General features: G+C 62.1%; 19 protein-coding genes. 14 read left to right on the top strand and 5 right to left on the bottom strand.

Going from position 1 to position 25,873, the window contains the following annotated elements; genetic code table 11:
* Positions 1-2,170 (top strand): DUF1553 domain-containing protein (locus VHD36_04950; GenBank protein HVU86644.1); only part of this gene is annotated, 2,170 nt, incomplete at its 5' end.
* Positions 2,171-2,239: 69 nt separating this feature from the next.
* Entirely contained in the window at positions 2,240-2,851 is a 612-nt protein-coding gene (locus VHD36_04945) for a hypothetical protein (protein HVU86643.1), read from the top strand.
* Between the two features lie 371 nt (positions 2,852-3,222).
* Here VHD36_04945 and VHD36_04940 read toward each other — a convergent pair whose 3' ends face one another.
* Positions 3,223-4,479 (bottom strand): PQQ-binding-like beta-propeller repeat protein, encoded by a 1,257-nt coding sequence (locus VHD36_04940; GenBank protein HVU86642.1) that lies wholly within the window; start codon positions 4,477-4,479, stop codon positions 3,223-3,225.
* A gap of 127 nt (positions 4,480-4,606) precedes the next feature.
* Positions 4,607-6,577 carry a sigma-54-dependent Fis family transcriptional regulator gene (locus tag VHD36_04935; GenBank protein HVU86641.1) on the bottom strand — a complete coding sequence of 657 codons (1,971 nt, stop codon included), beginning with the start codon at positions 6,575-6,577 and terminating at the stop codon, positions 4,607-4,609.
* 279 nt (positions 6,578-6,856) lie between these two features.
* On the opposite strand from VHD36_04935, the gene VHD36_04930 reads away from it, so the two are divergent.
* A complete protein-coding gene (locus VHD36_04930; protein ID HVU86640.1) occupies positions 6,857-7,687 on the top strand; it encodes an enoyl-ACP reductase in 831 nt (276 codons plus the stop codon).
* A gap of 77 nt (positions 7,688-7,764) precedes the next feature.
* Here the strand turns inward: VHD36_04930 and cysC are convergent, their stop codons facing one another.
* Positions 7,765-8,418 carry an adenylyl-sulfate kinase gene (cysC, locus tag VHD36_04925; protein ID HVU86639.1) on the bottom strand — a complete coding sequence of 218 codons (654 nt, stop codon included), beginning with the start codon at positions 8,416-8,418 and terminating at the stop codon, positions 7,765-7,767.
* A 362-nt stretch (positions 8,419-8,780) separates the two neighbouring features.
* Between cysC and VHD36_04920 the strand changes: the two genes are divergently transcribed.
* Positions 8,781-9,584, top strand: coding sequence for a hypothetical protein (locus VHD36_04920; GenBank protein ID HVU86638.1), 804 nt, complete (start codon positions 8,781-8,783; stop codon positions 9,582-9,584).
* Between the two features lie 56 nt (positions 9,585-9,640).
* Here VHD36_04920 and nadA read toward each other — a convergent pair whose 3' ends face one another.
* Entirely contained in the window at positions 9,641-10,786 is a 1,146-nt protein-coding gene (gene nadA / locus VHD36_04915; GenBank protein ID HVU86637.1) for a quinolinate synthase NadA, read from the bottom strand.
* 317 nt (positions 10,787-11,103) lie between these two features.
* Positions 11,104-11,796 carry a response regulator transcription factor gene (locus tag VHD36_04910; GenBank protein ID HVU86636.1) on the bottom strand — a complete coding sequence of 231 codons (693 nt, stop codon included), beginning with the start codon at positions 11,794-11,796 and terminating at the stop codon, positions 11,104-11,106.
* On the opposite strand from VHD36_04910, the gene VHD36_04905 reads away from it, so the two are divergent.
* From VHD36_04905 to VHD36_04860, 10 genes are all read left to right on the top strand, one after another.
* Positions 11,795-11,917: a hypothetical protein gene (locus tag VHD36_04905; protein ID HVU86635.1), complete on the top strand. Its 123-nt coding sequence runs from the start codon at positions 11,795-11,797 to the stop codon at positions 11,915-11,917. The genes VHD36_04910 and VHD36_04905 overlap by 2 nt on opposite strands.
* 299 nt (positions 11,918-12,216) lie before the next feature.
* Positions 12,217-12,945: a hypothetical protein gene (locus VHD36_04900; protein HVU86634.1), complete on the top strand. Its 729-nt coding sequence runs from the start codon at positions 12,217-12,219 to the stop codon at positions 12,943-12,945.
* A 390-nt stretch (positions 12,946-13,335) separates the two neighbouring features.
* Entirely contained in the window at positions 13,336-15,051 is a 1,716-nt protein-coding gene (locus tag VHD36_04895; protein HVU86633.1) for an ATPase, T2SS/T4P/T4SS family, read from the top strand.
* Between the two features lie 416 nt (positions 15,052-15,467).
* Positions 15,468-16,592: a type IV pilus twitching motility protein PilT gene (locus VHD36_04890; protein ID HVU86632.1), complete on the top strand. Its 1,125-nt coding sequence runs from the start codon at positions 15,468-15,470 to the stop codon at positions 16,590-16,592.
* A gap of 165 nt (positions 16,593-16,757) precedes the next feature.
* Positions 16,758-18,473 carry an ATPase, T2SS/T4P/T4SS family gene (locus tag VHD36_04885; protein ID HVU86631.1) on the top strand — a complete coding sequence of 572 codons (1,716 nt, stop codon included), beginning with the start codon at positions 16,758-16,760 and terminating at the stop codon, positions 18,471-18,473.
* A gap of 126 nt (positions 18,474-18,599) precedes the next feature.
* Positions 18,600-19,937: a type II secretion system F family protein gene (locus VHD36_04880; GenBank protein HVU86630.1), complete on the top strand. Its 1,338-nt coding sequence runs from the start codon at positions 18,600-18,602 to the stop codon at positions 19,935-19,937.
* Between the two features lie 116 nt (positions 19,938-20,053).
* Positions 20,054-21,295, top strand: a complete 1,242-nt coding sequence (locus tag VHD36_04875) for a type II secretion system protein (GenBank protein HVU86629.1) — start codon at positions 20,054-20,056, stop codon at positions 21,293-21,295.
* 297 nt (positions 21,296-21,592) lie between these two features.
* Positions 21,593-22,999, top strand: a complete 1,407-nt coding sequence (locus tag VHD36_04870; protein ID HVU86628.1) for a prepilin-type N-terminal cleavage/methylation domain-containing protein — start codon at positions 21,593-21,595, stop codon at positions 22,997-22,999.
* Positions 23,000-23,030: 31 nt separating this feature from the next.
* Complete coding sequence (locus tag VHD36_04865; GenBank protein ID HVU86627.1) at positions 23,031-24,440, top strand: prepilin-type N-terminal cleavage/methylation domain-containing protein; 1,410 nt, start codon at positions 23,031-23,033, stop codon at positions 24,438-24,440.
* 200 nt (positions 24,441-24,640) lie between these two features.
* Positions 24,641-25,873: hypothetical protein (locus VHD36_04860; protein ID HVU86626.1), on the top strand; the 1,233-nt coding region annotated here is incomplete at its 3' end.

Here is a 25,873-nt window from a genome sequence, read left to right as displayed (position 1 = left end):
GGGCGATGTCCTCTATCCTGATGATCCACAGGCGAAGATCGCCACTGGCTTCGTGGCGGCCGGGCCGTGGGATTTTGTCGGCCACATGGAGCTGCGCGAAGGGACGACCGACAAGGAGATCGCTCGCTCGAACGATCGCGATGACATGGTGATGACCACCATGTCGACCTTTACCAGCATGACGGTGCATTGCGCGCGTTGTCATGATCACAAGTTCGACCCGATCAAGCAGCAAGATTATTACCGGTTGCAGGCGGTATTCGCGGGGGTCGATCGAGCCGACCAGACCTATTTCGACGCCGACGTAAAGCACGAGCGCGACGAGGTCCATGCCGAGATCGCGGCGCGCGACACCGAACAAAAGAAGCTGGCTGAAGAGCGCGCCGCTGTAACCAGTCCCGAGCTCGTCGCGCTCGACGCGCGAATCAAAGCGGTCACGGACGAGCTGGCCGCGATTCCTGACCCGTTTGCCCCCAGTGATCAGGCCGCCGGCAGCCCGTCCAACGGATACCACAGCGAGATCGCGTCGAAAGCCGACGAAACGAAATGGGTCCAGGTTGATTTGGGCCAGGCCGTGGCGATCGACCTGGTGCGGCTGATCCCCGCCCGGCCGACCGATTTTCGCGACACGCCGGGCTTTGGCTTTCCCGCGCGGTTCCGCGTCGCCATTTCGAATGATCCAACATTTGCCGCGCAGGATGTGATCGCCGACCACTCGGGCGAAGACTTCCCGAATCCAGGCCAGCGCCCTTTCTCGGTAACGCCGCAGGGAGTGACGGGGCGTTACCTGCGTGTCACCGCCGAAAAACTTTGGCCGCGCTCGAACGACTTCGTCTTTGCCCTGGCTGAGCTACAAGTCGAGTCAGCCGGGCGGAACGTCGCCGCCGGCGCCGCGGTGACGGCACTCGACACGATCGAAGCGGGCCGCTGGAGCACGAAGAACCTGGTCGATCGTTTTGACAGCCGGCACGAGTTGCCTGAAGTGGCGGCCCCGGCTGCGGCGGCCGCGCTCGTTCGACGGCAGACGCTCGAGCGCGAGCAGAACGATCTTCGCGCAGAGCGCGCGCGCGTGGCCGAGGCGCTTGTTCCCGCGGAGCTAAAGCAGCGGATCGGCGCCGTCGAGCAGCATCTGGCCGATTTGCGCAAGCGCCTGGAATCGCTCGACAAGGGGAAGCAGGTTTACGCGCTCAAATCGCACGAGCCGCGCGAGATTCACCTGCTGCGCCGCGGCGACGTGAAGAGTCCTGCCGAGCGGCTCGGGCCTGGCGCGCTCGGTTGTCTACCCGACATGCCGCGAGAGTTTTTGCTTTCTGATCCGCGCGACGAAGGGAGCGCTCGGGCCGCGCTCGCGCGATGGATCGTGCACCCGGCCAATGTGCTGACCCGGCGATCGATCGTGAATCGGGTCTGGCAATATCACTTTGGCGCCGGGTTGGTCGATACGCCGAACGATTTCGGACGCATGGGCGCGCAACCGTCGCATCCCGAATTGCTCGACTGGCTGGCGGTCGAGCTCCGCGAGCACGGCGAGTCCCTGAAGACGTTGCACAAGCGGATCGTCACCAGCAGCGTCTACCGGCAGGCGTCGGCGGATGACGCGGCCAACAACCGGCTCGACGCGGCCAATCGTTTTCTGTGGCGACAGAACCGGCGCCGCCTGGATGCCGAGGCGGTGCGTGACGCGGTGCTGGCCACAAGTGGCAAGCTGGACCTGACGATGCACGGCCCATCGGTGCGGCAATTCGCCTTCAAGGACGATCATTCGCCGATCTACGATTACGCGCGATTTGACGTGGATGACCCGGGCGCGTATCGCCGCAGCGTCTATCGCTTCATCGTGCGCAGCGTGCCAGACCCGCTGATGGAATGCCTCGATTGCGCGGATCCGTCGCTCCTGACGCCCAAGCGCAACACGACGCTGACGGCTCTCCAGTCGCTGGCGATGTTGAACAACGCGCTCTTCGTGCGGCAGGCCGAACATTTTGCCGAGCGACTTCGTGCCGCCACGAATGATCCGCGCGAGCAACTCCGCACGGCCTATCGATTGGCGCTGTCGCGCGAGCCGCGCGACGAAGAAGCCCGCTTGCTGGTCGACTATGCGGCGCAACACGGCCTGGCGAACGCCTGCCGGCTGATCTTCAACATGAATGAGTTCGTGTTCGTCGATTGAAGCACGCCGATGCCTCAGATTCTTTCGACCACGCGCTGGTTTCAAATTCGACTGAGTACGGTTCTCCTCTTGATCGTGACCATCGGCTTGGGCGCCGGACAATTCGTAGCCATGCGCCGCGCTCTCGACCTGGAGCATCGGAACCGCGACCTAGAGGCCGTGAACGCAAAGTTGCGGGTCGAAGCAGGCTATCTGGAAGTGGATGATCCGACCAAGCCGGTTGTCCTGCGACTGCGCAATCTCGACGAATTCACCTGGGAGTGGAAAGTTTGGCTGCCGCCCGGCAAATGGTTCCTGAGTGGCATGACAGAAGATATCCCGAGCCAAGGCGTGCCAAATGGCCCGTCGGTCGGCCCGATCGATGGCGGCCGTGAAGTGCTCGCGCATGCTACCGTGCGAAAGGGCCCGGACGGTCAGTGGCACTTTCGGGCCGAAGTTGCTGGAAGCCGCATCGGCAACGTCGTGGATGGTTCAAATTGGCTTGTCAAAGAAGCACCGATGTACGCTCAAACGGTACACATCACAGGCGACAAGAAACAAGCGACCCTGGATAAGAACCAGCCCGTCGTACTGATGCGACTTCGTGCCCACGAAATCGTTCCCGGCAAAAATGGAGGCTGGGAATCAAAGGACGACCAACAAAAGGACAGCGACGGAGTCATGGTCTGGCTGTACCGATGACGATACGAGTGCGCAGCATAACGTGCGATCGTAGCGATACGAGTCCATGCATAGATGCTGGTGTGAGTTGTACATCGCGGCCCTTACCATTTCCATTGCCAGCCTTGAACGGCGATCCTCGCAATTACCCATGGGGTCCCAAACAGAATGCCGGTGACTACGCCAGATCGCGTATTTTTGAACAACGCCCCAATTGCCGCGAAGGGTCCGATAAACCGCATCGAATCCACTACTAGCGCGAATATGCCTATTGAAGCAGGCAAGTTGGATCGCCACGCCACCAAGCTAACGGCTACCCATCCGAAAGCCATTAGGATGGACCGTAGGGAAACTTCGAATTGAGATTTCATGCGGAGCTGCTCACTGCGGCGCTAGCGGGCCGCTTCGGCGGATTTCCCGCGATGCGCACCGATGCAATACAAGTGCTTGTCGCTGCGCTGGAAAATCTGGCCGTGGCTGATGGCCAGCGAGGCGTAGCACGGCTCGCCCAGCTCGTTTTCCGCAACGGCGTCGAACGTCTCACCGGGCCGAACGACAGTCGTTAACCCGTCGTCTGACGTGAAATAAACCAGGCCCTCGGCCGTGACGAGCGAAGCACTATACCGCCGGCCGATGCGCTGCTTCCATGTCCGCCGGCCCGTCGCGGCCTCGTAACAACTGGCGATGCCATTGTCGGCCACGACCAGGAAGTATCCGCCCACCACGATCGGCGACGGCACGTACGAAGTGTTTTCGGTCGTGCGCCAGGCGATGTGCGTCTCGGTGATATTGCCGTGACCGCCGGGGCGAATGGCGAGGATGTGATGATCGGGAAAGCCGGCCGTCATGAACAACAGTTTGCCGTCGTAGACCATCGAGGCCACGAATTGCTCGGTGGGCCCGTCGATCACCCAGATTTGTTTACCGGTGCGCGGGTCGTAGCTGGCTACGGTCTTGCTCCCCGACAGCAGCAATTGCGGTGCGCCCTCGATCTGGCGAATGAGCGGCGTGACATAGCTGCGCGTCTTGTGCTCGCGCATCGTTTTCCATGCGGTCTTGCCGGTGGCGCGATCCAATGCCACCAGGTATGAATCGCCGTCGTGATCGCCGTTGACGATCACCTTGTCCTCGAACAATACCGGACAACTGCAGTAGCCGTGCCGGCTGTGAAACTCGCCGGGCCGAACGAGCCACTTCTGCTCGCCCGCGAAGTCGTAGGCCGCGACGATCATGTCGTCGCCGGCCAAAAATGTGACGTACACCAATCGGCCGTCGGTGGTGGGCGTGCTGGAGGCAAAGCTATTCAGCTCGTGCTTGTCCTCCAGAGGCGCATTGACCACGGTGCGCTGCCACAGCGTGCGCCCGGAGCTTCGATCGAGAGCTATGAGCACACGGTCGGCCGAGTCGGGCAGGCAACTGACGAGAAAGACGTGATCCTGCCACACGATCGGCGAAGCGTGTCCCACGCCCGGCAATGCGATTTTCCAGGCGATGTTCTCGGTCGCGTTCCAGCGCGTCGGAATGCCCTTTTCGTCGCTGGTGCCGTCACCGCGAGGGCCGCGCCAGCCGGGCCAATCTTCGGCGTGCGTCCCAGTACAAACGACGGCCAATAACGCGAATGCGGCGGTCACGAAGAGCGAACGAATCATGGCAGGCGTCCGGCGGGGAATGAGATCGGGCAGGATCATCAGCGTAGTAGCTGGCCGCACGACTGGCAACGCATGCGCGAGTTCCCCTATTTAGCCGGCCTTCTTGGAGGCCGGGGTTTCGCGGCCATCATTCCAGCGGCATATTCAACTGCCGCATCTTGCGGTACAGGTTCGAGCGGTGCAGGCCGAGCTTTTCGGCCGCTTCGCTCATGTTGCCGCTGGCCCGGCGCACGGCTTGCTGAATGTGCTCGACCTGGAAACGATCGGTCGCCTCGGCCAGTGGCAGCTCGGCAGCAATTGTCGCCGGTCGTTCGGCCGCTGGCGACAAGACGAACGCCAGATCCTCGGCCTCGATCGTGTCGGTCGCGTGCAAATAGGCGAGCCGTTCGCAAAGATTTCGCAACTCGCGAACGTTGCCGGGCCAGGAGTGCGCCTCCAGGCGGTGCCGGGCCGAGGCGGCGAGCTTCGGCAGCTTGCGACGAGCGTGGTGCGCGAAATCGCGCAGGAAGAATTCCGCCAGCGGAATGATGTCCGCAGGCCGTTCGCGCAGCGGCGGCAATACCAGCGTCACGACGTTCAGCCGGAAATACAAATCCTCGCGAAAGCGTTTGTGCCGCACCAGCTCCGCAAGGTCCTGATTCGTGGCCGCGATCACGCGCACGTCGGTGTGAATGTTTTTTGATCCGCCCACGTGTACCACGATCTTTTCCTCGAGCACGCGCAGCAGCTTCGCCTGGCCAGCCAGGCTCAGATCGCCGATTTCGTCCAGAAACAGCGTGCCCCCCGAGGCCAGCTCGAACTTGCCCGGCCGGGTTTCGCCGGCGTCGGTGAACGCTCCCTTTTCGTGGCCAAACAGTTCGTTTTCCAGCAGTGTTTCGGTCAGCGCGGCGCAGTTGACCGCAATGAACGGATGGTTCCGGCGTGGGCTTTGGTAGTGAATCGACTGGCTGACCACCTCCTTGCCCGTGCCGTTCTCGCCCAAAAGCAGCACCGCCAGCTCGGTGGGCGCCACGCGGCGAATGGTGGAACGCAGCGCCTCCATCACGGCGCTTTGCCCGACCAGGCGGACGCCGGCCGCGGCTTCGTCGGTGATTTGTCGCCGCGACTGGAGCAGGCTCTCGCGCTCCTGAGTGTTGGCGAGCGCCACGCCCGCGTGCGTGGCAAGCTCGATCAAGGCCAGCTCGTCGTCATCGCTGAAGTCGCCGTTTCGCTTGTTGATTACTTCGAACGCGCCGAACAGCTCGCCGTCGCGCCCGCGCAGCGGCACGCACAACAGCGTGCGGGTCTGGTAACCGATCGACGAATCGACCTGCCGGTTGACGGTCGCCGGATCGTCCGAGCGATCGAGCCTTTGCGGTTGCCCGGTGGCGATCACGCGCCCGACGATGCCGGCGCTATCGGGGATGCGCAGCTCGCCATCGCCAACGCCCAGGGCGGGCCGGCCGACCAGTTGATGGGCTGGCCGGTCCCACAAGAAAATGCTGGCCCGATCGGCTTCCACCAATCGCGTGGCGGCTTCGGCCATTTGCACCAGGAGGTCTTCGACCTGTTGTGTCTGGTTCCACCGTCCGACGATTTCCAGGATCGCTTCCAGTCGCTCGATGCGCACTTCCTGGCGGCGCCGCGCGCGGATCGCGGCCAGCCCCTCGCGCACGGCCGGCAGCAGGACCTCGACCGTCGGTTCCAAGTCAGCCCGGCCGAGCGAACGGGCGTGAACGGCCAGGAACTCGGGATGCGCGCCACGACAAGTCAGGGGCGCGACGAACCAACCTTCTTCGATCACGGGCCGCTCGGCGTCCAGGGCCGAAGCCAGGATCGTTCGCGACAGGGTCTCGACCTGGCCGACTTGCGCGAGGTTTGTCCAGTCTTCCCCTTCGTGCGAGGCGCCAGCCAAGGCGGCGACGGCCACTCCGTCGGCACGGCAAGCGGCCAGCACCTGAGGCAAGGCATGACTGAGGAACCGGGCGATGTCGTCGGTATGATTCGCCGCGACCAGAATCTCTTGCGCCGTGCCGGCGATCTCTTGCCCATGGCCTGATGACGGTGACTTCGTGCGGGTCGCTTCCAGGTGCGTTTCCATGAGATTCTGCCGTGACATGGCCCCCGCTTGGCAAAAAGCACAAGTCGAATCAATTATATGCCAACGCCTGCGGCGAGCGACATCATTCTGATTACATGTTGGCAGGATAAGCCCGCTTTTATCGGGCGGTTTGCCTCGGCGGGACCGGACATTGAGCGATTCTAGTCGAGCCGGTATCCTGCGGTCCGTGTCGCGCGGGCGCTTTTGGTGAGCGGGAGAAACGGTCGGGGAACCGGATGGGCCGAAGGCCCAGGCTCCGATTTCCTGGCTTGGGCATCTGAAAAGGGAGAAGCACGGATGGGTCTGTTCGATGGCAAAAAAGGGCTGGTCCTGGGGGTCGCCAACGATCACTCCATCGCCTGGGCGATTGCGCAGTTCGTGATGAGCGAAGGAGCCGAGTGCGGCTTTACGCACTTGCCCGACCGCCCTGACGACGAGCGGCAGCGCAATCGCCGCCGCGTGGCGCTCCTGACCGACCCGGAGCCGCGGGCCAAGTTCCTGATCCCCATGGAAGTCAGCAGCGACGACGACATTCGCGCCGCCATGAAGCGCACGGGCGAAGAGTTCGGCAAGATCGACTTCCTGATCCACTCGATCGCCTACGCTCCGCTCGAGGATTTGAAGGTCAACACCGTGGAATGCAGCCGCGAGGGCTTCAAGCAGGCGATGGACATCAGCGCCTACAGCCTGATCGCCGTGACCAACGCGGCGCGCGAGATCATGAACGACAAGGGGAGCATTCTCACGATGACCTATTTCGGCGGCGAGCGGGCCGTGCCTGGCTACAACATGATGGGCGTCTGCAAAGCGGCGCTCGATTCGATCGTAAAGTACCTGGCCTTCGACCTGGGCCCGCGGCGGATTCGCGTCAACGCCGTGAGCGCCGGGCCCCTGCGAACCCTAGCCGGTCGTGGGGCGGGCGTCGACGACATGCTTACGCTCTACGAAGCCATGGCCCCCCTGGGCCGCAACATCACGCATGAAGAAGTCGGCCGCACCGGCGGCTTTTTGCTCTCCGACATGGCCGACGGCATTACGGGCGAGATCCTGCACGTCGACGGCGGTTACAACATCATGGGCTCGCCCGGCCGCATGCTGGACAAGTACCGCGATCAATTGAAGGGCTGAAGTTCAGGAGAGCGCGCGCCTCGCCGATCCTGCACTTAGAATTCGCACGTCGCAGCGTTGATTAGTCGTAGCGCCGATTAGCAGAGCTTGCCCGACTTTTCGAGGTAAGCGATCACCTCGTTAGCCAGCGTTTCGGCGTCTTTTTTGCCCGCGTCGAGAACCAGTTCCGGGCTTTGCGGTGCTTCGTACGGATCGTCGATGCCGGTGAAGCCCTTCAGTTCGCCGGCACGAGCCTTCTTGTACAGCCCCTTGGGATCGCGGGCTTCGCAAACCTCGATCGGCGCATCGACGAAGATTTCGATGAAATCGCCGGGGCGCATGTTGGCCCGCACCGCGTCGCGATCACGACGATAGGGGCTGATGAACGCGGTGAGCGCCACAATACCGGCTTCCGCGAACAACTTGGCCACGGCGCCGATGCGGCGGATATTCTCTTCGCGGTCCTGGGCCGAAAAGCCCAACCCGAAACGCTTGGCGAATTCCTCGCCATGGCGTTCCTTGAGCATGCCTGGGCCGGCGTTCAGCCCGTGCCGGACGTTATCGCCATCGAGGACGTAGCTGTGGACCTCGCGGGCGTGCAGCTTGTGGTCGACCAGGTTCGAGATCGTGCTCTTGCCGCAAGCGCTCAAGCCCGTGAACCAGATCACGCACCCCTTGTTGCCGTTGAGCTTTTCGCGTTCTTCACGGCTGACGCTGTGTTCGTGCCAGGTAACGTTGGTGTCGTGGGCCATGTGATTCACGTCTCCCGGTATCGCGGGGTGGGTCTCTAGGAAACCGCCGATCATAACGCGGCAAGCCGGGAGCGAAAAGGGTACGGCGGCGGACCGAGCACCGCGCCTTCGACGTTCGCCCCTCGCCCTATGGTGCAGCGGCGACAACTTCGCCGGTGGCCGATGACCGGCCTCTTACGAAATCGAGACTTTCCGAAGCGTGCGGCTCACTCGGCGGCTCGAAACCCAAGTATCCTGCGACAATTCCCCGCCTTGATTTCGTGCCCTGCATTGGCCAGAATGCTGGTTTTTACGGGTTTCTCCGGGCCGCGGCCGCGTTTTGCGTGCCCCGGCCGCGACCCCCTGCCGCGGCGAGAGTCTCCATGCCAGCGTTTGACTTCGATGCCATCGAAAAGCTGAAGAAGGACTACACCGACAAGTACGTGGTGGCCGATGTGGCTCGCCCGGAGCTGAGCCGGTTTCGCGGGCAGACCGGTCAGATCAAGACCGTGAATATGAGCGGTCGCGCGCTGGTCGAATTCGACGGTAACAACAACATCGGCTGGTACGACATCGCGCTCGATTTCCTGAAGGTCGTCGACAAGCCCGCGCCCAAGCCGGTGGAGGCCAAGGAAGCGAAGCCGGCGCCTGCTGCGAAGGCTGCTGCACCGGCCGCCGCCGCCAAGCCCGCCGCCCCGGCAGCCGCAGCCGGCGCGAAGAAATCGACGGCCGATATCCTGGCGGCGGCACGTGCGAAAGCTGGCGCGGCGCCGGCGGCTGCTCCTGCCAAAGCTGCAGCGCCTGCCGCACCGGCAAAGCCGGCCAGCGAAAAGCCAAAGATGAGCACGGCCGATATTCTGGCGGCGGCTCGCGCCAAGCAAGCCGGCGGGGCGCCTGCTGCGCCCACGGCCGCGGCGCCGGCCGCCAAACCCGCTGCTCCCGCAGCCAAGCCGGCCGCCGGCGGAAAAATGTCAACGGCCGAGATTCTGGCAGCTGCCCGAGCTAAAGCAGCTCCGCCGGCCGCTGCTCCGGCCGTCGAGGAAGCGGCCGAAGAAGTCGCAGCCCCTGCCGCCGCGACTGCACCGGCACCCGCCGCCGAAAAGGCCGCTGTGAAAGCGCCCGCCGGCAAGCTTCCGACCGCCACGGCTGACAAGATCGCGTATTGCCGGAACGTCGACGCGAAATAGCTGCGGACGCGAAATAGCTGGCGACGCGCCATAGGTGACGCGCGGCACGCTCGCGGTTACTTCACCTGCAGCATGCGCTCCAGCGCCACCAGCGCCCAGCGCGACGTCTCGGCGTCGACTTCGACGATATTCACCGGCGTACCAGCGGCAAGATTCTCCAGGCTCCAGCAAAGGTGAGCCAGATCGATGCGGTACATCGTCGCGCACATGCACACGATCGGCGATAAGAAGTGGATTTCTTGCTCGGGATGTTCCTGCTTGAGCCGATTGACCAGGTGCAATTCCGTGCCGATCGCCCACTGGGTACCCGCGGGGGCCGTTTCCACCTCGCGAATGATCTTGCCCGTCGATCCGCTGATGTCCGCCTTGTCGACCACTTCGCGCGGGCATTCCGGATGCACCAGGATCTTGACGCCGGGATACTTCGCGCGAAATTGATCGACGTGCTCGGGCCGGAACATCTGGTGGACGCTGCAGTGCCCTTGCCAGAGTACGACTTTACTTTGCTCGAGCGCTTCTCCGCTGTTCCCGCCGAGCGAGTCGGCATGCGGGTTCCAAACCGGCATCTGATCGATGCCGATTCCCATGCGTAGCGCCGTGTTGCGCCCCAAATGCTGATCGGGGAAGAACAGCACGCGCCGGGTGCGTTTGAAAGCCCACTCCAGTACGGCGGCTGCATTGCTGGACGTGCAAACGATGCCCTCGTGCCGGCCACAGAAAGCTTTCAGGCTGGCTGCCGAGTTGACGTACGTAACCGGGGTCACGTCGTTGGTATCGACTACTTCGCCTAGCTCGTCCCAGCAGTTTTCCACCTGGTCGATCATGGCCATGTCGGCCATCGAACAGCCGGCGGCCATATCGGGCAGAATCACCGTGACGCGCTCCCCGCCGCGCTCGGCCAAGCGTTCCGGGCGATTGGCGAGGATGTCGGCCGTCTCGGCCATGAAGTGCACGCCGCAAAAGGCGATGGCGCGACAGTCGCGGCTGTCGGCCGCCATGCGACTTAGCTGGTAACTATCACCGCGCAAATCCGCAAGCGCGATCACTTCGTCCTGCTGGTAGTGATGTCCGAGAACAAGCAGCCGCTCGCCGAGTGCGTCGCGCACGGCTTGAATGCGCGCGTGCAGTTGGTCGTTTTCCAGCGATTTGTAGGGCTGCAGTTCAAACCGCGGCGAAACCCGCGAATCGAGCAAGCTGCTCATGAGATTAGGGGTCGGTAGACTTGGTGTGATGATGAGGGTGGATCGGCGTCGAAGCGGCGTGATAGTGCAAGGTTTGGATGGGCGCGCCACGCCGGGGCCGCTGACCAAGTATATACCTCGCTAGGGCTGCCAGACAGTTGTGGCACGCCCCGGCTATGAATCTCGAACTGGTCTAAACGGCCTGGTGCGCGCCGGGCGAGCCCGGCGGCTAATGGTGCTACACGCTGTCTTCGGGCTGCTGCCTCTTGCGCACCATTGGCCGCGTGCCGAGCTGCCCCACTCGGCACGCGACGCCTGCCCCGGCCCAATGCTTGCGTTTACGCATCCGCAACAAGCCCATGTCGCACGGCGAATCGAGCCAGTTCGACGTTCTTGTGTAACCCCAGCTTGCGCATCACGTGGGCCTTATGATTTTCGACCGTGTTCGGGCTGATTCCCAATGCCTTGGCAATCTCGCGGACTTTCAGTCCTTCGGCCAGATGCGATAATACTTCCAATTCACGGCGCGTCAGCAAAGGCAGAGCATGTGCTGCGCCGCCAGATTTGGAGTTGGACGAGATGCAGTCGGCCATCGGCAGCGGCATGAGGTCCGGAAACGAATGTCCGCCGGCAAGCACCTTGCTCACCGCGGCGCGCAGATCGGTCGAAGCGTCGCATTTCGTCACGTAGCCCGCCGCGCCGCAATCCATGGCGCGCTGCAGGTGGGTATCGAGACGAAACTCGTCCAGCAGGATAACCTTCGTGCGCGGGCAACGTGTGGCGAGTGCCCGCGCCGCGCGAAACGACTGCGCCATGGCGGCGTCCATGACAACCAGGGAGGGGGGCGAACGCTCCGCGGCCGCCAACAACTGCATGGCATCGCTCGTTACCAGGGACACCTGGCACTGATCAAACGAGGCGATGAGCGTTGCCATCCCCTCGGCCACCAACGATTGGTCGTCGGCCAGCATGACCGTGCATTTGGCGGACCCGGACTGTGCCGGCTTTCGGCGGATCGGACGTTTTGCCATGGGTTCTGCCGATCCATTGACGCGCTGGCGGCGCAAATTCGAACCGTGGGCGCTTGTGATCTCGGGCGTGGAAGTCTGCATCGTTCCTGTCCCCCTGGTGCTGCTGTTGCCCCAACTCTAGTGACCCCCGGTGACAACGGGTTGTCACAGCGCGCCCAACTAGTAAGAAAACGCCAAATCCGTCGGAAACCCGCCAAAGTGGATTTCCACTAGGCAAAAAAAGGGGGAAACAGGGGGGCAAAGCGGAAATGACCTAGGGAGATTTGTTGGCGCGCAACTATAATCGCCCGCCGCGTTTGCACGCCTGGCGGCCGGGGAACCGGCTGCACCGATTCAGAAATCTCGATCCGTGGTCAAAATCGCATGCGATCTTTCTTCTTGCTATTCGTCTGTGTGTTCACGGCCTGTGGCAACCGATCGATGGTGCAAGCCGATGAGGCAGCAGAGCCGGCCGCGGATGCAACCGTTGCGGTCGGCACGTTCACCGACAGCGCAATCGATTGGGACGTCGTTTTCCTTGCGGAATTCGCGGGGGGCGGCCCCGCCGAAAATCAGTACCGCCTCGGCAGAAGCGCCGACGATTCAGACGATGCAATCGTCGGCCACGGCGCGAACGGGCGGGACTGCGATGAGAAACTTGCTGTTCCGCTCGCAAAAAACGCACTGTTCACGGCAACGGACGCCCGCGGAGACGACGACGCGGCAGAAGTGCCCCTGAGCACGGCAGCGCGCGAGATTTTAAAGCTGCGGCGCGCCGTGGGCATCAATCCAATTGCCGGCACGATGTTTGACGCTGCCGGCGACGAAGCCTCGGCGACGGACGCTCCAGACAGCGATGATGTGGACGAGCGGTACATCGCCGCCGCCGTTCACCGGCTCGAGGAGGATGAGGCCGCCGCGCAGCAGACTTATGCCGAGGCTCAGCACCGGCCGGTCGCGTATCGACCTGGCGCCGAGTATCTCCTGCGGCCAGCCGAACGCCATCTGGAGGAAGCTGCCGCGCTCTTAGAGCAAGCGGGGCAGTACGAGCGTGCGGATATGGCCCGCGAGATGGCCGCGCGGATCCGCCAGGACGCTCGCCGTTTCGAGACGTATGGGGCTCCGGTCGAAGTCTCTCCCGCTGTGCCCTACGGTCCGGCGAACCGGTAGGCCGCGCGCGTCCAGGGGGCAGAAAATGCGGCGCCGCGCCCAGGCGTGTGTCGCGTAGCGGGTCCATTAGGGTCCTAACGATCAAGCCGGTTGATCGCAGGGCCTGTGCCCCAACGTCGCGTTCCGCGCTGAACGTCGACCGCGCTTGATTGACACTTCCCGCTGGCGCCATTACTCTGAACCACAACAGGGCTTAGGTACGATTTCCACGGAGGCATTCGCCCCCGTCGCCATGTCGCCAGCACGCCCACTTCCTGCCGGCGAAATGTGCGGATCCTCACGCCCCAACGGTCTCTCGCGACCGACTTGCTACCGATACTCGGCGGTATGACCGTGCGACTCGCGGCGTCATGAGACATGGCTTTTAACCGTTCATAAATCGAGACTGTGATGGCAACAGGGATGCGCGATTTCACCGAGATCCTCATTCGCCAACGCGTGATCAGCGCGGACCAATTGGCCGAAGCCAATCAGATGGCGCGGGCCTCGGGCGTCAAGGTGGGCGATGCGCTCGTGCGCTTGGGCTACGCCACCAGCGACGAGGTGATGCGAGCGATCGCGCAGGAGCACGGGCTCGATTTTGTGAATCTGAGCGAGATCGCCATTCCCCCCGCGGTTGTGGAAATGGTTCCGGAATCGGTGGCCCGCGAAAATGCCATTCTGCCGCTGGCCAAGGAAGAAGATTCGCTGAAGGTCGTGGTCAGCGACCCCAACGACCTCGATACACTCGATAAGCTGCGATTTATTCTCAACTGCAAAGTGGATATTGCGCTCGCGCCCCGCGAACACATCGTCGATGCCATCAATCGGCACTACGGTCAGACGGAAGGCGAAAGCGCCGACTCGATGCTTCAGGAGTTCACCGACACCGCCATCGATTTCACGGAAACCGTCGAAAGCAGCGATTCAGCAACCGAAGTGGTGGACGAGACCAGCGCCCCCATCGTGCGCCTGGTGCAGTTGATCATTTCCGAGGCGGTGCAATTACGGGCTTCGGACATTCATGTCGAGCCGTTCGAGGATCGGGTCCGCGTACGCTACCGGATCGACGGCGTGCTGGTCGAACGCGATGCCGCCCCCCGCCGCTTGCTCGGCGCGATCCTCTCCCGCATCAAGATTCTGGGCAAGATCGACATCGCCGAGCGGCGCCGCCCCCAGGACGGCCGTATCAAGGTCACGGTGGGCGAGAAAGAGCTCGACTTGCGCGTCAGCGTCCTGCCGACCAACCACGGCCAGTCCGTGGTCATGCGGATCCTGGATAAAGACAGCATCCGGGTCGGATTACGGCAACTGGGGCTCTCAGAGGACGATTTCCGGAACTTCAATCAGCTGGTGCGCCGGCCGAACGGGATCATCCTGGTCACGGGCCCCACTGGCTCCGGGAAGACCACCACCCTTTACGCAGCGCTCAATGACCTGAACCGCCCAGACCGCAAAATCATTACTGCCGAGGATCCGGTCGAATACTACCTCCCGGGCATCAACCAGGTTCAGGTGAGCCATGGGATCGGGCTCGACTTCGCGCGAATTATCCGCTCGATGTTGCGTCAGGCTCCGAACGTCATCCTGGTGGGTGAGATGCGAGACTCGGAGACGGCTGAAATGGGGATACAGGCCTCTCTGACTGGACACTTAGTATTCAGCACACTACATACGAATGATGCGCCCGGTGCTGTTACGCGCATGGTCGACATGGGTGTTCCCTCCTACCTGGTGGCGAGCAGCGTTATCGCCATCCTTGCCCAGCGTCTGGTGCGGGTCGTTTGCACCAAGTGCAAGCAGCCGTACATGCCGACGGATGCTGTTTTGGAGGCCGCCGGCATCCGTCGAGAAATTGCCGAAAAGGCGCATTTCATGAAGGGAAAGGGGTGCGGAAACTGCCAGCGCAGCGGTTATCGCGGCCGCATCGGCATCTACGAATTGCTACTGATGAAGTCGAAGATCCGCGAGCTGGCGTTCAAGGGCGTTTCGACGCAGGAGCTGCGCAAAGTCGCGATGGCAAACGGGATGAAGACGCTCTATCAGGACGGCATGATCAAGGCCATGAAGGGCATCACGTCGATCGAGGAGGTATTCCGCGTCGCCAAGCGTACCGGCCAAGAGTGATCGCCGGGCGACCACCTCTTGCCGGCGGTGGGGCAACGGCAACGTCTGCAGCTTGGCTGATGCGATGGGGCTTTGACAACAATCCAATGCGACAAGCACCTGACTGGTGACGTCGAGACAACTCGTTGGAAGCTGGCCCATCGGCTCACCGCAGGTATCTGAACAGGCGAATAGTTACTCGGAACAGAGAATCGCGGAGTTAAGTGGCGAAATTTGAGTCGCGGACGGAGAGGACGAATAATCCCTAGCCAGGCAGCACCGGGGAGAAGGCCGACTGAGACGTGTTTCAGCGATCCGTTCTGAGGGGGACGGCATTCGCCATCTCGGTACGCGGCAGGCCCACGGTGCTGGAGGGATTCAGGGGTGTTCCGACCCGACCGCGGCTTGCCACTGGCTAACCGCGCGGGAGGCACTTCGTGGGTACCATCTTAATTGACAAGCTGCTGCAGACCGTCGTTACCCAAGGGGCTAGCGATCTGCACATCGCTGTCGGGCAACCTCCGGTTTTGCGGCTGCACGGCCGCATGCGCAAGCTCGAGACCAAGGTGCTGACCGGCGACGATACGGTCAGCCTGATGAAGAGCATTTCGCCCGAACGCTGCCAGCAGGAGCTGCAGGAGGTCGGCGGTAGCGACTTCGGTTTCGCGTTCGGCACGCAAGCCCGCTTCCGTGTTTCCATCTTCAAGCAGAAGGGAAACATCGGCATGGTGCTGCGGCAGATTCCGACGACCATGCTCACCATGGAGCAGTTACGGCTGCCCCCGGTTTGCAAGGAGCTGATCCTGCGGCCGCGCGGCTTGTTTCTCGTGACGGGTCCGACAGGCTCGGGCAAGTCGACCAGCCTGGCGAGCATGATCAACTACCTGAACGAGACGGTCGATCATCACATCATCACGATCGAAGACCCGATCGAGTTCTATCACGAGCACAAGAAATCGACGGTTAACCAGCGCGAAGTGGGCGTGGACGTGCCCAGCTTCGCCGAAGCGATTCGCCGCGCCTTGCGGCAAGACCCCGACGTGATCCTGGTCGGCGAAATGCGCGACCTGGAAACGATCGAAGCCGCGATCACGGCCGCCGAGACTGGCCACGTCGTGTTCGGCACGCTGCACACCACCGGCGCCCAGGGCACGGTGAACCGTATTATCGACGTGTTTCCGACCAGCCAGCAGGACCAGATCCGCACGCAGTTGTCGACCTCGATCATCGGCATCCTCTCGCAGGCGCTGGTGCCCAAGATCGGTGGGGGCCGCGTCGCCGCGCACGAGCTATTGGTGGTCACCTCGGCCATTGCCAACCTGATTCGCGAGAACAAGACCTTCCGTATCAATTCCGCCATTCAAACCGGCAGCAAGTACGGCATGCAGTTGCTCGACGATCACTTGTTCCGGCTGTGGAAAGAGGGACTCGTCAGCAAGGAAGAGATCATGTTCAAGTCGAACTCGCCCGACGATCTGAAGCGCCGCTTGCAGCGCGCCGACGCCGGGCTGGCCGACGAAGAGGAAGACGAAAAGGAAAAGAAGGAAGGACACGGACATTAAACCGACCCGCACCGTTCGGGTTAAACGGCTGCGCCGTTGGCGCGCCCGGCGTTTCGGGTTGATGACGCGATCCACATACCCAACGTTACACCAGGCGACAGCAACACATACTAACGACACAAGTCTGATCCGCTAAAAGCGGCACCGCGACAGGGCACGACACTTATGGCAATGCGACGCATCGGCCAGATCTTCGTCGATCTGGGATTCATCACCGACGAGCAACTGGAAATGCTGCTGGAAGAGCAGCAGCAGCGGCCCGACGAGTTGCTCGGCCAGGTGGCAGAAAGCATGGGCCTGGTCTCCGACGACCAGTTGGCCCAGGCGCTCGCCGAGCAGATGAACATGCAGGTGATCGCGCTTTCGGACGTGGTCGTTCCGCCCGAGGTGTTGGCCTACGTGACCGAGCCGATGGCGCAGCTCTACCGCATCATCCCCGTGAGCTTCAAGAACGGCACGCTGGTGATCGCCATGTGCGATCCGCAGAAGCTGTCGATCCTGGACGAGCTGCGGAACTTCCTCGGTTACGACGTGCGCGCCGTGGTGGCCACCGAGCGCGACATCAAGGCGGCGCTCGAGCGGTACTACGCCACGGCCGAGAGCCTCGAGTCCTTGATCACCGACATGGAGCAGGACAAGGACATCCAGGCCGCCGCCGCCATGGTGGGCAAGGAAGGGCCGATCGACCTGACGAGCGTCGAGGCGCTGGCCGATAGCGCGCCGGTGCGCAAACTGCTCAACATGGTGCTCCTCTTGGCGATCAAGGACCACGCCAGCGACTTGCACTTCGAGCCGTTTGAGAACGAGTTCAAAATCCGCATCAAGGCCGACGGCGTCTTGTACGAGATGGTGCCGCCGCCGCGCCACCTGGCGTTCGCCATCACGACCCGCATCAAGGTCATGGCCAATCTGGACATCGCCGAACGCCGCTTGCCCCAGGACGGCCGCATCGAGCTCACCGTCGGCGGGCATCCCGTCGACTTACGCGTCTCCGTGCTCCCCACCATGTTCGGCGAAAGCGTGGTCATGCGGGTGCTCGATCGCTCGGTCGTTAAGCTCGATCTCAACGGCGTGGGCATGAACGCCGATCTGATGCGGCAGTTCCGCAGCGTCATCGGCAAGCCCAACGGCATCGTGCTCGTGACCGGGCCGACGGGTTCGGGAAAGACCACGACCCTCTATTCGGCGCTGTCCGAGCTGAATCACATTCAGGACAAGCTGATCACGACCGAAGACCCGATCGAGTACGACATCGACGGCATCGTGCAGGTGCCGATCGACGCCTCGATCGGCAACACCTTTGCCCAGTGCCTGCGGGCCATCCTGCGGCAAGATCCGGACCGCATCCTGGTGGGCGAGATTCGCGACGTGGAAACGGCCGAGATCGCCGTGCAGGCGTCGCTCACCGGGCACATGGTGTTCAGCACCCTGCACACGAACGACGCCCCCAGCACCGTGACGCGTTTGCGCGACATGGGCGTGCAGCCGTTCTTGATCACGGCCACGGTCGAGGCGATTCTGGCCCAGCGCCTGGTGCGGCGCATCTGCAACAACTGCCGCGAAGAAATCCGCCCCAGCAGCGAAATGTTGGCCGAGCTGCAGCTATCGCATTCGGACGTGGCCGGCAAGAAGTTCTATCGCGGCAAGGGTTGCGAAAACTGCAACAACACCGGCTACAAGGGACGCGTCGGCCTCTTCGAGCTGATGGTCATGAACGAGGATTTGCGCGAAATGGTGTTGCGCAACGCCTCGACCGACGACTTGCGTGACAAAGCCCGCAGCTACGGCATGATCACCCTGCGCGACGCGGGCCTGACCCAATGCTACGCCGGCACCACGACCATCGAAGAAGTCGTGCGCGAAACCATTGTCGAAGGATAACAAAGGAAATGAGGAATATGAGGAATGATGAATGCAGAATGACGAACGGGTAGCGCCGCGCCGCGGGCGGGGATTGCCCTCTCATCATTCATCATTTTGCCTTCCTCATTGCTTCGGGAGCTTGCCATGCCGACTTTTCAATTCGAAGCGATGGACGCTCAGGGCCAGGAGATCAAGGACCTGATCGAGGCGCCCAGCGAAGAAGAAGCGCAAGCCACGATTCGGCAGATGGGGTACTTCGTCACGAAGATCTCCGTCAAGAAGGCCCGCAAAGCCGCCGCCGAAAAGAAGAAAAGCGGCAAGAAGAAAAGTTTCGCCATCGGCAGCGTCAAGTCGAAGGTCCTCACCACCTTCACCCGGCAGTTGTCCATCTTGCAGGACGCCGGCCTGCCGATCTTGCGCAGCCTGCGAATCCTCGAAGGGCAGCAAAAGGGCGGCCGCCTGAAGAACAGCCTGATCGACGTCTGCGACGATATCGAGTCGGGCTCGACTTTGTCCGAGGCCATGGCCAAGCAGCACAAGGCCTTCGACCGGCTGTACGTCAACATGATCAAGGCCGGCGAGGCCGGCGGTGCCCTGGAAATCATTCTCCGCCGCCTGGCCGAATTCCAGGAAAAATCGGAATCGCTCAAGCGCAAGGTCAAAGGCGCGCTCGTCTACCCCGTGGTCGTCATCACCGTGGCGGTGGGCATCCTGGTCTTCATCATGTACAAGATCGTGCCCGAGTTCATCAAGATCTTCGACGGCTTCGGTCTGAAGCTGCCCGCGATGACCGTGCTCCTGGTGAACATGAGCTACGCCACGGTGCACTACTGGTACTTGATCCCCGTCATACCGATCAGCTTCTGGCTGACGGTCAAACTGATACGCAAATTCAAGCACGGGCGGATCGGCTGGGACACGTTCCTGCTGAAGATGCCGATCTTCGGCCAGATCGTGGAAAAGAACATCGTTGCGCGCACCACGCGCACGCTCGGCACGCTGGTGGCCAGCGGCGTGCCCATTCTCGAAGCCTTGAACATCACCCGCGAAACGTCCGGCAACGCGGTGTTCGAGAACATGTACACCAAGATTTACGAATCGATCCGCGAGGGCGAATCGATCTCGAAGCCGATGAAGGAGTTCTCGCGCCCGCGCTTCCACGTCATGGCGGCCTTCTTCTGGTTCGTCTTCGTGGCCGGGCCGATCGGCGTGTTGATCTACATGACCCGCATGAACTCGCGCATCGTCGACGACCTGGTCGTGAACATGGTCGACGTGGGCGAGGAAACGGGCGAACTCGATACCATGCTCTACAAGGTCGCCGACAACTACGACGAAGAAGTCGCCGTGCTCACCGAAAGCCTCGTCAGCTTGCTCGAGCCGTTGATGATCGTCGTGCTGGGCGTGATGGTCGGCTTCATCGTGATCGCGCTGTTCCTGCCGCTCATCGACCTGATCACCAACCTGTCGGGTGGAAAATAAAGGAGTCCGTCGTGAATACCCTCAAGCACAACATCGCCGGCGGAACGGAATTCCCCTCTCCGGGAGAGGGCAGAGGTCGCCACAATAACCCCTCTCCCTCCCAGGGAGAGGACAGGGTGAGGGTCTCCGGCCTGCGCCGTCGCTCATCACTCAGCACTCACCGCTCCGCGTTCACCCTCGTCGAGCTGATGATGGTGCTGATCATCATCGGCATGCTGACGACGCTCCTGGGCGTGGCGGTCGGCTACGCGATCAACGCCGCCAAGAACACGGCCATCCAAACCGACCTGACGAATCTCGACACGGCCTTGCAGTCGTACAAGAACAACTACGGTAGTGAGTATCCGACCTCGATGGCGATCCCGCCGATGACTGTAAGCAGCACCGTTCCGTCGCGATACGATCTTTTCGATCGGTCGCTGCGCAAGAGGTTTCCGCGGTGCACGGCCAACTATGCCGCTGTGCGGCAGATTCTGACAAATCTTCCGGCCGCCACGCCGCCATTTCCTGTGTGGCAGACTGTGTCTCTCGGCACAGGCCTGACGGTGACTCTGGACCTCGACAATATCGACGCGGCCGAGTCGCTGGTGTTCTGGCTCGCGGGTCCTCCGAGACCCACGTCGGCGACCTCGGTGACGACCGTCCTCTACGGATTCTGCGCCAATCCCACGACGCCGTTCGCTCAGACAGGCTCGCGCCTGCCGTTCCTCTACGAATTCGACGAGTCGCGGCTGACCGACGTCGATGGCGACGGCTGGCCCGAGTACAAGCCGAGCGGCAGTTCGAGCAAACTCACCGGCGTGGCGCCGTATGTCTATTTCGAACCGAACAGCTATTCCTACATGCTCGGTGGTGCGATGGGTTTGCCGTACGCTGCGTCTTATCCTGGCATTTTTGCGATCAATCCCAGCGCCGTTTATCAACTGAATAACCTGGAGTCCTCGAACAATACTTCCAACCCCATCTGGAATGCACTGCCAGGGACGTCCATCTACAAAAGCCAAAGTTCCCTGCCGCCGGGCAATCAGCTCGCCAACATGGTCGGCGAATGGGGATTTGCGGTTCCCTATGCGACGACATGCAAGACGCCGAACCCTCCGACCACGATGTTTCCCGGCAACATGAGCTGGTGGAATCCGAAGAAATTCCAGCTCATCGCGCCGGGGCTCGATTACGAATACGGCGGCTCGCATTACGAGCAACAAGGCCCAGGGCGCGCCTACGTGCCAGTTGTTGCGCAAACATCGGCCCAGATGGGGGCACCGTACATAATCCCACCTGGAGACATCACCCAAGGCGACAACGACAACCTGACGAACTTCATGGGCGGCAAGATCGAGGATTACGTCCCGCAATAGCAGGGTGCGGAAGCCGCACCAGAACCGTAGGGTGCACTGTGTGCACCAGAACCGTAGGGTGCGCTCGGCGCATTGAACCGTAGGGTGCACGGTGTGCACCAGAACCGTGGGGTGCACGGTGTGCACCATGACGATTACCCTGCGTGCAACCACAACGAAAAACCAAAACGGTGCCCACAGGGCACCCTACAAGGATCGGGCAACCGACGAAAACACGGCCGCACGATGCCGGCCGTGGGCGAGAGGGCCAAGGGAGCGCGAGGGACAGGTGGCAACAAGATCGGAACGCAACAGGCAATGCATCGGGAACAGAACATCTGCCGGCGGCAAGACAACGCACGCGGTTCATCGCAGCGGGGCGGACACGGCGTAACTTCGCGCGCCCGTGATATCGCCTCGCGCGACATCGGCAACCGCGGCTTCACGCTCGTCGAGCTGATGGTCACGATCGTGATCATCGCCATCCTGGCCGGCATCGTCCTCGTGGCCGCCCGCGCGGCACAACAGGCCGCCAACCGGGCCAACACGCAAGCCCTGATCGCCAAGCTGCATGGGCAGTTGATGATCCGCTACGAATCGTTCCGCACACGGCGCCTGCCGATCAATACGATCGGCCTCAACGGGCAACAGGCCGCGCTGCACCGTTTGAACGCCATCCGCGAGCTGATGCGGATGGAGTTGCCGGATCGGTATTCGGATTTATTCGCATATCCAAACCCGAACACCCCCGGCTCCTCGATTTACGTTCCCATTCCCTCGGGCATGCCGTCGTCGCAACTCATCGTCGCGCGGTTTTACACTTTTGACGTATCCGGTCCGTCGTGGATCGCCGGTTCACCGGGCCAACAAGTCTCGATTGCACCGACGGCCGTGAATTTGTCTTATCAGAGAAAGTGCGCCAACAATCCACAACTTCCGAGCGCGGATTATGAGGATGCCGAGTGCCTGTATCTGATTCTCAGCACGGGCCTCAGCGACGACACCGTCGCGGCCGAACTTGTGAATCCTGCCAATATCGGCGACACCGATGCCGATGGCATGCCGGAGTTCATCGACGCCTGGGGAAGGCCTATCCGCTTTATCCGCTGGGCGCCAGGATTCGTTTCGGATTTCCAGCCATATGATCCCGTCAACAACCCCACGGATCCTCATCTCACGGCGAAGAATCACGATCCATTCGATCCGCTCCGCATGCAGCATCCGTTCCAGCCGTCGGCGCTGACGAAGAACGATTTGCAGTCGTTTCCGTTTTCCTATAACCCGGCCGACGGCATGGCGCTCGTCCCTTTGATCTACTCGCTCGGCGGCGACGGCGTTGACGACATCCAGCACCCACCTGTGGATAGCAATGGCTTCGCAATCCCCTCGGCGGCCGTCTCGGGCGGTAGCTACTTTTGGTGCGCTAATTTCACATGCTACCTCTCGGCACCGCAGACGCTGTTTCCCGTCGTCACCGCGTTTCCCGTGTACGATCCGTATATACAGTCGGCGCCGCCCATGCCGGCGCCTCCACCCCCCGACAAGTTAGTTCCACCCCAGTATTTACACCTCCCCGGGGAGAATGCATGGCGCGCCGTGCTTTCTTCCGCTCCGTCCTATCCAAATAACTGGGTTCCCGTTGGGGCGCCGTCAGATACCGACGGCGACTACGATACCGGCGGTTACGCCGACAACATCACGAACCACTTGCTCGGCCAGCAATAACTAGCGTCCTCGACGATCGAATCATTTTGAAATGCACAGCAGCACCGTGATCCATCGCCATCAACAACAACGTCGCCGCACGCAACGCCACGGCGGAGCTACGCTCGTCGAGCTGTTGGTCGTGCTCGTGATCTTTGCGCTGTTGGCGGCGTCGGCCATTCCGATGCTGGCGCCGATCATGTCGAATCGCCAGACGCGCGAAGCGGCCCGCATCGTCAGCGCGATGTTCACCGGCGCTCGCAATCGCGCCATGCAGTCGGGCCGGCCTTATGCCGTAGTGCTCGACCGGATGCCCGGCCTGCCCGAGGCTTGCGTGTCGCTCGCCTACGCCGAAGTGCCGCCGCCGTACGCGGGCGATACGTTCTCGTCCGTGGCTGCCGTATTCAACAACGGATCGAACGGGTTCATCACGTTTCTCGGTGTTCCATCGCCGATGTCAGGTCCGACATCGCCCGATAATCCCGGCAATGTCGCGTCGACCGATATCGGTTGGTTGTATACGGTCCGGGTCGGCGACTTGATTCGCTTCAACAATCAAGGCCCGTATTATCAGCTGGTCCCCAACACGACGGCTGTTCTGAATAATGCCGCGCAGGCGTACTATCAGCCGCCGCAGTCGACCACGCTAAACCCGGCGCCGCCACTCGGCACGTATACGATCGATCCCGCGACGGCCAACTTCAATTGGCAGTTGGCCGCAGTCGCCGGATCCAGCAGCGCGAATTCCCCACCCAGTGGCTTTTATCGCTATCAGATCTTCCGCGCTCCGATGCGTAGCGCCGCCGGCGGCGTGACGTTACCCGGCTCGACCGTGATCGATCTCAACTTTTCGGGCTTTGACCAGCCTTGCCAGCAAGTATCGTCGTCGAACACGCAGTTGTTCCCGTACGGTTACACGTATTCGTTCCAACCGATCTGGCCGCGGCCGGGCGTGACCGGTGCCGCCGCCGCGACGTGCCCGTTCGGCTCCGCAAACGCGAGCACCGCACAAGATACGTCGTCGATCGTGATCATGTTCGCACCGTCGGGGGCCATCGATACGGTGTGGTGCTGGGACAACACGTCCGATGCGGCCTGCGGAACATTGACGATTCCCGGCAACCCGTCCATTTCGACGTATTCCCTCCCCATTCCGCTCAAGCCGCTGACGCCGATCCATTTGCTCATCGGGCGGCGCGAGCTGGTGCCGCTGCCGACCGCGCCCGCGACGAACACCAATCCCAACGATCCGAATTTTCAGCCCTACCTGAATTGGCAAGATTTGGGCTGCCTGTGGGTGTCGATCGATCACAAGTCCGGCGCCATCAGCACGGCCGAGAACAGTGCCTCGGACACGGCCATGCAGAACAGCACGTACGGCAACAGCGGCTACGGCTCCTATCCCGAGATCATGGAATCCCGCCGACTGGCGATCGAACTCCAACGCCTGGGGGGAAGATGAAAACAGTAATCAGTAGTCAGTTGTCGGTAGTCAGTCGTCAGTTAAATGCCGTTGCCGGTAGCTCGTTGTCACGAGTAAGCAGGCAAAATGCTGATCGCGCAAGGCGTCTTTCCTTACTGACTACTGACTACCGACTACCGGCTACTTCCCGCTCCGGTATCTCGCTGCTGGAAGTCCTCTTCGCCGTCGGCGTGTTGAGCGTGGGCATCCTGGGCATGGCGGCGCTGGTGCCGTTGGGGGCGTACGAGCTGGTCGAGGCCACGAAGCTCGATCAATCGAGCACCGCCGGCCGCGCCGCCTTCCGCGACCTGGAAGTACGCAACTACCTGCAGCCCCGCATGTGGGTCGACACGCAGATGGGCATGTTCATCGACCCCGACCCAACGAACAGCGTCGTGTCGGGCACGCAAATACCGACGTACAACAAGCGCATCCTTTCGTATCCGTACCTGCCGCCCGGTTGCTATTCGCTGTATTTCGGCGCATTACAGCCGTTCTCCGGCACTCCGCCCCCCGGCCTGACGATTCCGAACACACCATCAACGTCTGGCACACAACCGCAGCTCTTTCCACTGTCGTATCCCAGTTCCACAGTTTCCGTCGGATCGCCGATAGCGGTGAGCATTCTGCCGATGCTGCTGGATCCAACAACGCCATTACCCAATCCGCCCTACACGCCCACTCCTGCCACGTGGTCGCCGGCCGCTCCGTTCACGGCGACCGACTCGCCCGTCTTTGTGTTCGATCCGTTGATGATCGCCGAAACGGCGGACGTGACGACCGGCGATGCGACGATACCGTCTTCGCCGTCAGCGGCGTGGAAAACGATCCAGACGTTTCCCTATCTGCAAACGTACCAGACCGGCGCGCCGCTCTTGCCGCGGATTACGATGCTGCCCGAGTGGCCTCGCTGGCCGATCAATGGCACGACCTGGCCCGGCGCCCCCTTATCGCCCATTCCCTCCTGGCCCGTGCCCGCGATCCAGAATGGCGGTTCGCAGCAGAATTGGCCGCCGAGCGGCACATCGTCCGCACTCCCCGCGGTTCCCGTGGCCGGGGCCAAGCCGTGGCCAAATCCGTGGTTTCAGTCCACGACCGGCAATCCCACGATCCAGTTGCTCCCCCGCATCATGCCGCTGGTGGCAGCCGATCGCATCTTTCGGTCGACCGACGATTTGATTTTCAATCCGCAGAACCTGGCCAACGCGCAGAGCGACCGGCCGACGCAAGCCTTTGCGTACGACTCGTCGTCGACGAACCGGCTCGAGCCGTTGTACCAGGGCAACTATTCCTGGTTCGCCACGATCTCGCCTTCGTCCGAGCAAGCCGACGCGACGCCGCAGGACATGCAAGACACCGTCCTGAACCCCGATCCGACGGCGCTATTGAATACGCGTCAATACACCGTGTCGGTCGTCGTGTGCAACAACCGC

The organism is Pirellulales bacterium, from assembly GCA_035546535.1.
In the GTDB taxonomy this organism is placed as follows: domain Bacteria; phylum Planctomycetota; class Planctomycetia; order Pirellulales; family JACPPG01; genus JACPPG01.
This window is presented reverse-complemented; position numbering and strand designations above follow the sequence as displayed.

Excerpts from the sequence above, each read along its gene's own strand:
- VHD36_04940 (HVU86642.1), bottom strand. The coding sequence starts at position 4,479 with ATGATTCGTTCGCTCTTCGTGACCGCCGCATTCGCGTTATTGGCCGTC.
- VHD36_04935 (HVU86641.1), bottom strand. The coding sequence starts at position 6,577 with ATGTCACGGCAGAATCTCATGGAAACGCACCTGGAAGCGACCCGCACG.
- VHD36_04930 (HVU86640.1), top strand. The coding sequence starts at position 6,857 with ATGGGTCTGTTCGATGGCAAAAAAGGGCTGGTCCTGGGGGTCGCCAAC.
- cysC (HVU86639.1), bottom strand. The coding sequence starts at position 8,418 with ATGGCCCACGACACCAACGTTACCTGGCACGAACACAGCGTCAGCCGT.
- VHD36_04920 (HVU86638.1), top strand. The coding sequence starts at position 8,781 with ATGCCAGCGTTTGACTTCGATGCCATCGAAAAGCTGAAGAAGGACTAC.
- nadA (HVU86637.1), bottom strand. The coding sequence starts at position 10,786 with ATGAGCAGCTTGCTCGATTCGCGGGTTTCGCCGCGGTTTGAACTGCAG.
- VHD36_04905 (HVU86635.1), top strand. The coding sequence starts at position 11,795 with ATGGGTTCTGCCGATCCATTGACGCGCTGGCGGCGCAAATTCGAACCG.
- VHD36_04910 (HVU86636.1), bottom strand. The coding sequence starts at position 11,796 with ATGGCAAAACGTCCGATCCGCCGAAAGCCGGCACAGTCCGGGTCCGCC.
- VHD36_04900 (HVU86634.1), top strand. The coding sequence starts at position 12,217 with ATGGTGCAAGCCGATGAGGCAGCAGAGCCGGCCGCGGATGCAACCGTT.
- VHD36_04895 (HVU86633.1), top strand. The coding sequence starts at position 13,336 with ATGGCAACAGGGATGCGCGATTTCACCGAGATCCTCATTCGCCAACGC.
- VHD36_04885 (HVU86631.1), top strand. The coding sequence starts at position 16,758 with ATGGCAATGCGACGCATCGGCCAGATCTTCGTCGATCTGGGATTCATC.
- VHD36_04880 (HVU86630.1), top strand. The coding sequence starts at position 18,600 with ATGCCGACTTTTCAATTCGAAGCGATGGACGCTCAGGGCCAGGAGATC.
- VHD36_04870 (HVU86628.1), top strand. The coding sequence starts at position 21,593 with ATGCATCGGGAACAGAACATCTGCCGGCGGCAAGACAACGCACGCGGT.
- VHD36_04865 (HVU86627.1), top strand. The coding sequence starts at position 23,031 with ATGCACAGCAGCACCGTGATCCATCGCCATCAACAACAACGTCGCCGC.